Raw genomic sequence first — 10070 nt, 5'->3', positions numbered from 1 at the left:
CTCGTTACACTCCATTCGCACTCGAAATGCTAATGATAATGGTTATCATAATTATTAATATAATATTCGGTAAAACCGAGAGTTAAGGAGAAAGACATGAATCGGCAGTTTATGCTGAGCCCGGCTTGTTTGGCAGTAGCGTTCGCTCTGTCTGCTGGCGTAGTTAACGCAGCGGAAGACGAAACAGTAGTGGTAGTAGGTCAAGAGCACGATAGTGCCGTAGGACCAGATTTCAGTTATCTAGGACAAAAAAGTCGTACAGCAACCAAAACAGATTTAGGAATCCATGAAACGCCACGAGCTGTTTCTGTTGTTACTCGCGAACAAATGGATGACCGTGCGTCAATCAGCATCTCAGACGCACTTCAGTACACCCCAGGTATTCAAGCTAATTTCTATGGTGAGGATAACAAACAAGATTGGTTTGTTATTCGTGGTTTTACACAGGCGAATAACGGACTTTACCAAGATGGCACACGTCTATATTCAGCAGGTTTCTACAGTTGGCAAATTGACCCGTTTGCTCTAGAGCGAGTTGAAATTCTTCGTGGTCCTGCATCTGTTCTGTACGGACAAAACCCTCCGGGTGGCTTAATCAATACCGTCAGCAAACGCCCTCAATTTGATGGTGGTTCCGGTCAGGTTGCTGTTGAGTATGGCTCTTATGATAGAACTCAAATTAGCTTGGATGTAAATCATGAGCTCAATGAAGATGTTGCTTTTCGTCTAGTCGCTATGGGCCGTAAGAACGGCACTAAAGTGGATAATGTCGATGCTGAGCGTATTTTAATTGCTCCTTCCTTAGCGTGGAATATCAACGACAAGAGCAGTATTACATTCCTAACTAGCTATCAAAAAGATGATTCTGATCCATATCTACAGTTTTTGCCTGTCGAAGGTACATTAACAAGCAACCCTAATGGCAAAATTGCTGATGATGTGGCTCTGGGCAACCCAGACTGGGAAAAGTTTGAACGTGAACAGTTATCCTTGGGCTATGAGTTCGATCACCAGTTCAATAGCGCTTTGAGTTTTGGGCAATCTGCTCGCTATAGTCGAATGGATATTGATTTACGTCAGATGTTTTTTGCCGGCTATTCAGCGGATGCTACTTTCCAAGGCCTTAATATCGGTGCTCTATTGGACCCCACGGGATCACGCCAAACTATTTCACGAGGTGCATCTATTGAAAAAGGGCAGTCTGATGCTTTCAATATTGATAACAGGTTAGTTTATGAGTTTAAAACTGGTGATTTTAGCCATACTTTACTAACAGGAATTGATTATCAGAGTATAGATATAGACAGCAAAACGTTTGCAGACAATCCAACTATAGCTAATGGTAATGAATCTAAAACTATACCTGGCGTGGGGAGCATACCTGACCCAACCTTCAATATCTTCAACCCTAGTTATACAAATAACATTGTATTGCTTAACGGCGTAACCCAAGTCACCGAAGACGATATGCAAACAACAAGTACTAAGAACAGCCAGCTTGGTTTCTACGTACAAGATCAGATTAAATATCACAACTGGGTGTTCCAAGCCGGTCTACGATATGACGATACGTCAAACGAAGATAGTAACCAGTCCACAGGAAAAACTTACAAAGCTGATTACGAAGAATGGACCTCTAGTGCGGCCGTTGCCTACGTTATGAACAATGGCTTCACTCCATATGTGACTTACGCGCAATCTTTTGAACCAGTCATTAAGACAGTGGACAATCAAGCTGCTAAACCAGAACGGGGCGAAGCAATTGAAGCAGGTGTGAAGTATCAACCGAGAAGCTTTGATGGTTACTTTAACTTTTCTGTCTATGAAGCCACTAAAAAGGATGTTGTCCAATCGGTTAATTCAGAAATCAAGCAAATCGGGGAAATACGTAACCGAGGTATGGAACTTGGTGCGGTAGCGAATGTTACTCAGGCTCTTACTTTGATTGGTAACTTATCTTACGTTGATTCTGAAATCAAAGATGATACAAACTCGGCCATAATAGGCAATCAACCCCAGCAAGTGGCTGATACTACAGCTTCGGCTTGGGCTAAATACCAGTTCTTTGGTGGTACTTTTGAAGGCCTTAGTATAGGCGGTGGTTTGCGTTATACAGATGACACATATGCTGGTAATGATAACGTAAACACAGTTCCTTCATATACACTTTACGATGCAACGGTTAGCTACCGAATTGATGACTATAAGTTTCAAGTCGCAGCGAAAAACATCTTTGACAAAGAGTACATAGCAACATGTACGAGTAATACTTGGTGTTACTACGGTGACCGCCGCAATGTTATCGCGAGCGTGAGCTATGACTGGTAACAGCGATGCCCTCAACACTCTGCCCTTTGGGCAGAGTGTTCAGCAACAAGGGGATACATGTTGCGTTGAGATGCCAAGCGGTCAGTTAACACTTAGCAAGGAAAGTGGTGGTTATTGGCGTGTAACCAGCAGTGCCATCAACGATAAGGAAGTAGTTCAAGCTTTTGTCCTTATGCTTGAACACCGAACGGATATTCGTTGTATTGATCTTGGCGAGTTTACTTTCTCATCATTAAACGACTTCACTCATGTTACAGGTGAAGGTATTCGCTTGGTTTGGCGAGAAGCTTTGCTGCAGTTGCCAGAACTTTGGCTAAAGCAGCAGCGTCGCGCTATTCCACATAAGCAGATTCTTGCTTCTAATGGCTACCATCCTCTTCGCCCAAGACCTCAAAAAGGTGAGCTATACAGCCGCTACATTCCTGAGCTAGAGCAGACGCTGTCTCTGGTTGGGCTAGATGTAGAGCAGCATGCTGAGCTGTTTTCAAAATGGCAAAACAGTGAACGAGTGGCTGCGTTTTGGGAGCAGACAGGCACTTTAGAAGAGCATAAAGCTTATCTAGAGGAGCAGTTGGTCAATGATAAAAACCAGCTCTTGATTGTGTGCCTCAATAACGAACCCTTTGCTTATATTGAAGCCTATTGGACGAAAGAAGATCGCATCGCGCCGTATTATGCAGCAGGCGATTACGATCGCGGTATTCACATGCTTGTTGGTGAAGAGCATCACCGTGGCAGTCACAAGGTCGCCGCTTGGCTTCCTTCAGTATGCCACTTCCTTTACCTGTCCGATCCAAGGACAGAGAAAATCGTCAGCGAACCAAGAGCAGATAACGCCAAGATGATTGGCTATCTGCAGAAATTCGGTTTCGCCAAGTTAAAAGAATTCGACTTCCCTCATAAGAGGGCAGCTCTAATGTGTCAGTTGAGAGATACCTTCTTTAGCGATTGCTTTTAGTATCGCAACCCAGTTTTAGGGTGTCTCGGGGATAGAGAGCCAAAGAGCTCAACGGAAAAACATGAGGTTACAAAAATGACAGACCAGATTAAGGAATATGATGTGCTTGGCGTGGGCTTCGGCCCTGCTAACCTGTCAATTGCGATTGCGTTAGAAGAGACGGCGCAGAACCAAGAATTAAGCTACTGCTTCCTAGAGCAGAAATCTCATTTCGAATGGCATGGTGGCATGTTGCTAGATGGCACTCGAATGCAGATTTCTTGTTTGAAAGATTTGGTGACGCTGCGCAATCCAACCAGCCCTTATTCCTTTGTGAACTACCTACATTCACATGACCGCTTAAGTTCGTTCATCAACTTGGGCTCTTTGCACCCTTCACGCGTCGAATTCAATGACTACCTGACTTGGGTTGCAAACCAGTTTGATTCTGTCGTGACCTATGGACAACGCGTTATCGACATCGAACCGATTGAAGTCGATGGCGAAATTACGAAAGTTCGCGTTGTCTCAACGGATATCAACGGCAACCAAACAGTACGTATTGCGAAAAACCTATTGATTGGTATGGGTGGTATGCCGAAGCTTCCAGAGCTGTTTAACGGCCTGAGTGACGAGAAGGTGATTCATTCATCGAAATACAAGGTGTGGCGTGAACAGTTTAATGCTGGTACGGAGACACCTAAGATTGCGGTTGTCGGTGCTGGTCAAAGTGCTGCCGAGATCTTCGTTGACCTGACAAACCGTTATGAAGAAGGTGAAGTTCACTTAGTGAACCGTAATTTTGCTCTACATCCAGCAGATGACAGTGCATTCGTTAACGAGATCTTTGACCCTGAGTTCACAGATCACGTATACAAGAGCACCGATGAAGAGCGTAAAACCATCCTTTCTCGCTTCAATGGTACAAACTATTCAGTTGTCGATACAGAAGAGCTTAGCGCGATTTATGAGCGTCTATACCTTCAGCGCGTGACTGGCGAAGGCAAGCACCAACATCTACGCTGTCATGATATTCAAGAAGTAGGGCAGAAAGAAGGTAAGATTGCGCTTCGTTATAATGATCGCATTCATAGCGAGCAAAACTGGCACGACTACGATGCGGTTGTCCTTGCTACTGGCTATCGCTACGATCAGTTCAACCAAATGTTGAACAAGCTAGAACCACTAATGTCGGACAAGCAGGTTGAGCGTCATTATCGTCTACCAATGCAGGAGTCTTGCAAAGTGAATGTATTCCTTCAAGGCTGCTGTGAATCATCACATGGTCTGAGCGATACTTTGCTTTCTGTTCTGGCAGTGCGTTCGAAAGAGATTGTAGACTCGCTATTTGCGAACTTTGAAACAGAAAAAGTCGCAGAAGAAGCATAAAGCATCAAACAGACTATAAGGGCCGTAACATAAAGTGTTACGGCCTTTTTGTTTTTGGGTTACTTATTGATAATTAGGAGCTTAATGAACAAAAATATGCCTCATAACTAAGAGGAATCAAAGAACTGTGAGCGAGCTCTGACGGTTGTTTCTTTATCACGCCTATGTTTGTGCTGGTTGTAAAACCACTACTTTAAACACAACGTTGGTCCAGAGGCTTTTATGAAGAAGAAAATAATAACTACCGTTCTACTTAGTGCTCCTATTTCGCTCAATGCAGCAGAGTTCCCACGATTGGATGAAGCACTACCCAGTTTGATTGATATATCGGCTCAGGTTCCTGTTTTCGATTGGGATGGTGATGGTTGCTATCCCGCTGCGGGTGTAAGCCGTAATGGAGAGATGAATCCGGGGTTGAAACCAACTGGTGCGCTCAATGGAAGTTGTAGAGATGCAGGCTTTCTCGATATTTCAAATACCCTTCACCGTTACGCTTGCATACAGGGAAGTGATGGGCAGGAGTACTGTGCTCAAGCCTATGACACCTATTATGAAAAAGATCAGGCAATTCCGGGGATTGGATTAGGGGGCCATCGCCATGACTGGGAATCAGTCATCATCTGGACAATTGATGATGCTGTCGCATATGGTTCAGTGAGCTGTCACGGCGATTTGGAAACTAAGCCAAGAGAACAATTACCAATGGAAGGCGAACATCTAAAAGTGGTTTACCACAAGGATGGTATTTTGACCCATTGCATTCGTTTTGCCAAAGACAATGAGGTTGCAGAAAATCACTATGGACAATTTGTAACGCCGCCAATAACTTCTTGGTATGAACTGTCAGGTGACAACCTCTCCAATGAAGCTATGCGCAATAAACTCAATAGCTTTGACTATGGAAAAGCGTCAATTAAAGTGAAAGACAGCTCTTTTCTGACCCACATTAATCAGTGGCGACCAGCTGGGTTCCCGCCATTTACCCAGCAAAGTGTCGAAGCGTCCAATCCTTATTAAACGTAGTAAATTGAATGGCCTAATTCGTATTAGGCCATTTCTCTTCTTCTATGCGTGATTCAGCATGTTCGGTCAAATTGAAAAATTGACACAATCTTCATGAAGCAATTAATCAACGTGTTACTTTCGGTTGGGTTATATCTCAACGTATTGCATGAGGAAGTTGAATAGATGCAAGTACAAGCGAAACCAGGGTTAAAGCTGATTGCGATTCTCGAAGCACTGAAAGGGCTGTTGTCATTTGCGGTTGCGTTGGGTCTGCACCTTTTAGCCGGAAAAGACTTGCAGCAGTGGGCTGAGTCTTTAGTGCTGCATGCTCATTTAAACCCTGCCCATCATTTACCGGGTGTGTTTATAGAAGCGATGGGGCGATTTCCGCAAGGCAATGTTCAATGGTTTATGCTGGGTGCATTGGCATACACGATTATTCGATGGGTTGAGGCTTATGGCTTATGGAAAGGGCTTCGTTGGACGGAGTGGCTAGCACTGATAGGCTGTGTGATCTACGTGCCTTTCGAAGTGTATGGCCTGATTCATCACCCGGGCATAATTGGAGCTGTGATACTTATCGTTAATCTCTTGATCATTGCCTATATTGCAAGAACGTTACAAGCCAAGCCTGAATTTGCAATAGAAAGTTAGCTTGTGCTGGAAATCATGTTTGTTATGCAAACATGATGATGAGTACAGCAGATACTGTAATAGAGTGTAAAAAGCTGTAAACCCGAGAGCGGTATCGCTGGTTTCGAATCTGAAAATAGCTAGAGTGACTAGTGCAGGGTTATGAACCTGTATGTACAAGGCAGACAACGTCAGGAGGTTGCCATGGATAGATATTGCCCGAACTGTGGAATAGAGATGATCGATAAGAATCATGTTTCCATATGTCCGAGAAACGATATTGGAGAGTGTTCTTATGATGGATATCAGAACACGCTAGAGCAGGCTAGCCAAGAGTACACGATACTCGGTAATGAAAAACGGCTAGAAGAAGCGCATTAGATTAACTCAATCTAATGAGGTATCTCCAAAAACAACAAAGCCCGCTATAAGCGGGCTTTGTTATAAAATTTGGTGGGTCCGGGCGAACTCGAATCGCCGACCCCTACCATGTCAAGGTAGTACTCTAACCAACTGAGCTACGGACCCAAATTTTTGTTCTTAGTGCATTTAAGCAAGGAGTGGTGGGTCCGGGCGAACTCGAATCGCCGACCCCTACCATGTCAAGGTAGTACTCTAACCAACTGAGCTACGGACCCATTCCTTAAGAACGAGATGGATATTACCGAGACTTTTTGGGTCGTGCAAGAGCAAATTATTGGTTTTTAAACTGTTTGCTTCACAACTAATCGAATTGGCGTTTTTTTATACCAAAATAGAAAAGGAGAGCATGATTTCTCTCCTCTAAATGATTGATTTATCGTCCTCGTCCGTCGACCATGACGATGAGTGTTTTGGTAATGATGCTGATATCCATCAGAATCCAAGATTTTAGCGAACGCAGTGATAAGGCATAACTATGGTCAAAGCCGACTTTTCTGCGAACGTCATCGATACAGGTGTCATAGCCTTGATTAACCTGCGCTAGCCCTGTAATGCCTGGCATTACTCCATAGGTACGGTCAGCAAAGTAAGGGATGGCCGTTTCTAGCTTGTTATAAAAGCTAGGGCGTTCAGGGCGCGGGCCGATCAATGACATATCGCCTCGGATGACATTAAACAACTGCGGGATCTCATCTAGGCGTGTCTTTCTCAGGAAACGACCAACTGGAGTAATTCGTGGGTCGTTCTCTGTCGCCCAGACTGCACCTGTACGCGTTTCTGCATCGACATACATGGTGCGAAACTTAATGATTTCAAAGAACATCATTTGTTCTGGTGTCGATTTGCCCACACGCAGCTGCTTATAGAAAATAGGTCCTTTGGAGTCGAGTTTTATGGCTAAGGCAATCGCGGGCAAGATGGGTGACAGCATCAAAAGCCCGATTACAGCGCATAGAAAATCGAAGATACGTTTTGCTAACCAGATTGAATATAAAGAAGATACGTTGCTCATAAGATGCTCCTTATCATTGAATTCTTGTCCAACGAGTGGCTTCGAAACCGAACAAATAGCGTAAGCCACCAATTAGGTTGGCAAAGTGCCCTGCTACTATGTATGTGATTAACTGACAGTATTTATGGCTAAATATGTGTGGGAACACATGCCCCAGAATCGCAATTGAGTAAACAGCGAGCTGTGCAATGGTCCCGATGAAAAATAGTGGATGGTGAATAAGTACGACAGAAAGCGCCAGACACAGAATCATGAGGTACGGTGTTATTAGTCTTAAACCTTTGCCTGAAAAGAAAGCAAAAGCGACGCCTTTGTATCGTGGCAAAAACAATTCTGCCAATTGCAGGGCTTGCTGCATGTTGCCAGCAGAAATTCTGAGTCGACGTTTAAAATCGTTGTCGGTGTTGGTTGCTTCAAGCTCTAATGCGATCATGTCCTTGTCGTAGTCCACTCGATATCCCTTACGAATAATCTCCATTGGAATGATGAAATCGTCGTTGATAACGTTTTGCTTGAGCGGTTCAAACAAGTGAGTTCTGAACAAATAGAAAGCACCATGAGCGCCAAGTGTGCTGCCCAAACTCGCCTCATGCAGTTTCATTCTGCTTTGGTATTGCCAGTATTTGCTTTCACCTTCACTGCCACTAGAAAGTAATTGGTAATGTCCGTTAACAGCACCTACAGTTTTATCTTTGAAGTGTTGGTTGGCGACCAGCAGGGCATCGACAGAAATCAGAGCTGACACATCGCTCAATGCTGTAATGTCACTTGATATCGTTAGCATCTGCTCATTCACTAGTGCAACCTTTCCGCGGTTCTCTTCAAATACTCGAATTTCAAAATGGGTATCACAGCAAATGGCTTCTTGAATCGTGTTCTGAGCCACTTGAGCAGTATTGTCGGTACAACCATCACAAGCGACGATGACTTTATAGTGCTCTTTCGGGTAATCCAGACAGGCTAAGTTGCGAATTTTGTCTGCGATCCACTGCTCTTCGTTATATGCAGGGATAAGAATGGTGATGTCAGCACATTGTCTATCTGAACGAGCGATCTTGTAACCACGTTCGATTGGCTTTAACGCTTCCACTGGGTGGCGCTTAGAATACCAAGCAAGCACAAGAGGGTAGCCGACATGGTGATAGACGATGAGCCCTGCACAGATTGTGAAGAAAATTCCAATGGTCAGATCAATCATGCGTATTCCTCCTGTGTTATTGCGCTATAGGCATCCACCATTTTTCGAATGTCGTTATTGTTGACAACAAACTGGCGTGGTGAGGATTGAGGGGACTCAAGCAACATTTGGGATAGCTTTAAAGCAAGCTCACTACTATTTTCTGCTTCCGCGAGCTGACTTGTTATAGGACATAACGTTTCATTGGTACCACCAACGTTTGTCGCGATTGTAGGAACGCCACACGCTTGAGCTTCCAGTGGAGCAAGGGGAAAACCCTCGCATCTTGATGGCATGCAAAATACATCGAGAGCACGATAAAAGGTTGGCATGTCCTCAACTAAATCGAGAAATCGTACTTGATGAGAGATAGATAAGTCTTCAGCCAGTCGTGTTAATGCGTCCTTTTGGCTTCCTATGCCTGCAATAGCGAGAGTCACATTGCTATTAATGAGAGGGAGTGCCTTGAGAAGAATATCGTGACCTTTTACTTTTTCGAGGCGTCCAGCGGAACCTATGATTTTTCCATGCGCAGGTAGGCCAAGCTCACAGCGTGCCTGTGCCTGAGATCCCGGCTTGAATCTTTCACAGTCTATGCCGTTTTTTATTACAGTGATATTGGCATAGTTGAGTTTCTCATCTAATTGCTCTTTTACTAGCCCAGCATCTGCCACCAGATTGGGACGGGATAGTTTCAAGGCAAGGCTTTGCAACAGAAGATGTTTTTGGTTGTTAAGATGCCAAGCGTCGTGTTCTGTGTGGACTATGTGTTGAACACCTGCCAGTTTAGCTGCAGTCGCTCCATAAATCAGAGGCCCAATGTGGTGAGTGTGAACGACTCTAGGTTTAATTTGTTTGAATAGTTTACGCAGTTTAGATATCGCCTCGAAATCAAAACCGGGCTTCTTTGTTAGAAAGATAAGTTTATCTTCAACGTTCTTTAAGCTAGGCCAGTTTGCCAATGTTTCGCAGCGACTTCCTTCGAGACTGATCAGGAAAACGTTCTCGTCTGGTTTAGCAAACTTGAGCATGTTGATGGCTAATGTTTCTAATCCACCTGGTGCCAAATGCTGAACAACATGTATGGTTGTTTTCGGTTGACTGGTCATGCGATTTCCTTGGTGTTCGATGGTTAAATTACGAACTGCATAACCTGTGCCAAAAAA

General features: G+C 44.2%; 9 protein-coding genes and 2 tRNA genes. 6 read left to right on the top strand and 5 right to left on the bottom strand.

Annotated elements, in window-relative coordinates; all coding sequences use genetic code 11:
• Nucleotides 1-96: 96 nt before the first annotated feature.
• The 6 genes from VIC_RS21350 to VIC_RS26770 all read left to right on the top strand — a co-directional run bounded on the left by VIC_RS21350 (nucleotide 97) and on the right by VIC_RS26770 (nucleotide 6673).
• Nucleotides 97-2328, top strand: a complete 2232-nt coding sequence (locus VIC_RS21350; protein ID WP_006962377.1) for a TonB-dependent siderophore receptor — start codon at nucleotides 97-99, stop codon at nucleotides 2326-2328.
• Entirely contained in the window at nucleotides 2318-3286 is a 969-nt protein-coding gene (locus VIC_RS21345; RefSeq protein WP_006962376.1) for a GNAT family N-acetyltransferase, read from the top strand. Before VIC_RS21350 ends, VIC_RS21345 begins: the two co-directional genes overlap by 11 nt.
• Before the next feature lie 75 nt (nucleotides 3287-3361).
• Complete coding sequence (locus tag VIC_RS21340; RefSeq protein WP_038159101.1) at nucleotides 3362-4654, top strand: lysine N(6)-hydroxylase/L-ornithine N(5)-oxygenase family protein; 1293 nt, start codon at nucleotides 3362-3364, stop codon at nucleotides 4652-4654.
• A 222-nt stretch (nucleotides 4655-4876) separates the two neighbouring features.
• A complete protein-coding gene (locus VIC_RS21335; protein WP_006962374.1) occupies nucleotides 4877-5671 on the top strand; it encodes an NPP1 family protein in 795 nt (264 codons plus the stop codon).
• Nucleotides 5672-5842: 171 nt separating this feature from the next.
• On the top strand, nucleotides 5843-6313 hold the full coding sequence (locus VIC_RS21330; RefSeq protein ID WP_006962373.1) for a DUF2127 domain-containing protein: 471 nt from the start codon (nucleotides 5843-5845) through the stop codon (nucleotides 6311-6313).
• A 183-nt stretch (nucleotides 6314-6496) separates the two neighbouring features.
• Complete coding sequence (locus tag VIC_RS26770) at nucleotides 6497-6673, top strand: hypothetical protein (protein ID WP_019277768.1); 177 nt, start codon at nucleotides 6497-6499, stop codon at nucleotides 6671-6673.
• A 70-nt stretch (nucleotides 6674-6743) separates the two neighbouring features.
• Here VIC_RS26770 and VIC_RS21325 read toward each other — a convergent pair.
• The 5 genes from VIC_RS21325 to VIC_RS21305 all read right to left on the bottom strand — a co-directional run bounded on the left by VIC_RS21325 (nucleotide 6744) and on the right by VIC_RS21305 (nucleotide 10013).
• Nucleotides 6744-6820, bottom strand: a tRNA-Val gene (locus VIC_RS21325).
• A 33-nt stretch (nucleotides 6821-6853) separates the two neighbouring features.
• Nucleotides 6854-6930, bottom strand: a tRNA-Val gene (locus VIC_RS21320).
• Nucleotides 6931-7088: 158 nt separating this feature from the next.
• Nucleotides 7089-7727: a sugar transferase gene (locus VIC_RS21315; RefSeq protein ID WP_006962371.1), complete on the bottom strand. Its 639-nt coding sequence runs from the start codon at nucleotides 7725-7727 to the stop codon at nucleotides 7089-7091.
• 13 nt (nucleotides 7728-7740) lie between these two features.
• Nucleotides 7741-8925 (bottom strand): glycosyltransferase family 2 protein, encoded by a 1185-nt coding sequence (locus VIC_RS21310; RefSeq protein WP_006962370.1) that lies wholly within the window; start codon nucleotides 8923-8925, stop codon nucleotides 7741-7743.
• Complete coding sequence (locus tag VIC_RS21305; protein ID WP_006962369.1) at nucleotides 8922-10013, bottom strand: glycosyltransferase; 1092 nt, start codon at nucleotides 10011-10013, stop codon at nucleotides 8922-8924. The genes VIC_RS21310 and VIC_RS21305 overlap by 4 nt, the downstream gene beginning before the upstream one ends.
• Between the last annotated feature and the right edge of the window lie 57 nt (nucleotides 10014-10070).

Source organism: Vibrio coralliilyticus ATCC BAA-450 (assembly GCF_000176135.1).
Classification (GTDB): domain Bacteria; phylum Pseudomonadota; class Gammaproteobacteria; order Enterobacterales; family Vibrionaceae; genus Vibrio; species Vibrio coralliilyticus.
Note: the sequence above shows the minus strand (reverse complement) of the source record. Positions and strands in the feature narration are given on the sequence as shown.

Bases quoted from the DNA above. Each gene is read 5' to 3' on its own strand.
- VIC_RS21330 (WP_006962373.1), top strand. From the start codon at position 5,843: ATGCAAGTACAAGCGAAACCAGGGTTAAAGCTGATTGCGATTCTCGAA.
- VIC_RS21340 (WP_038159101.1), top strand. From the start codon at position 3,362: ATGACAGACCAGATTAAGGAATATGATGTGCTTGGCGTGGGCTTCGGC.
- VIC_RS21335 (WP_006962374.1), top strand. From the start codon at position 4,877: ATGAAGAAGAAAATAATAACTACCGTTCTACTTAGTGCTCCTATTTCG.
- VIC_RS26770 (WP_019277768.1), top strand. From the start codon at position 6,497: ATGGATAGATATTGCCCGAACTGTGGAATAGAGATGATCGATAAGAAT.
- VIC_RS21315 (WP_006962371.1), bottom strand. From the start codon at position 7,727: ATGAGCAACGTATCTTCTTTATATTCAATCTGGTTAGCAAAACGTATC.
- VIC_RS21310 (WP_006962370.1), bottom strand. From the start codon at position 8,925: ATGATTGATCTGACCATTGGAATTTTCTTCACAATCTGTGCAGGGCTC.
- VIC_RS21350 (WP_006962377.1), top strand. From the start codon at position 97: ATGAATCGGCAGTTTATGCTGAGCCCGGCTTGTTTGGCAGTAGCGTTC.
- VIC_RS21345 (WP_006962376.1), top strand. From the start codon at position 2,318: ATGACTGGTAACAGCGATGCCCTCAACACTCTGCCCTTTGGGCAGAGT.
- VIC_RS21305 (WP_006962369.1), bottom strand. From the start codon at position 10,013: ATGACCAGTCAACCGAAAACAACCATACATGTTGTTCAGCATTTGGCA.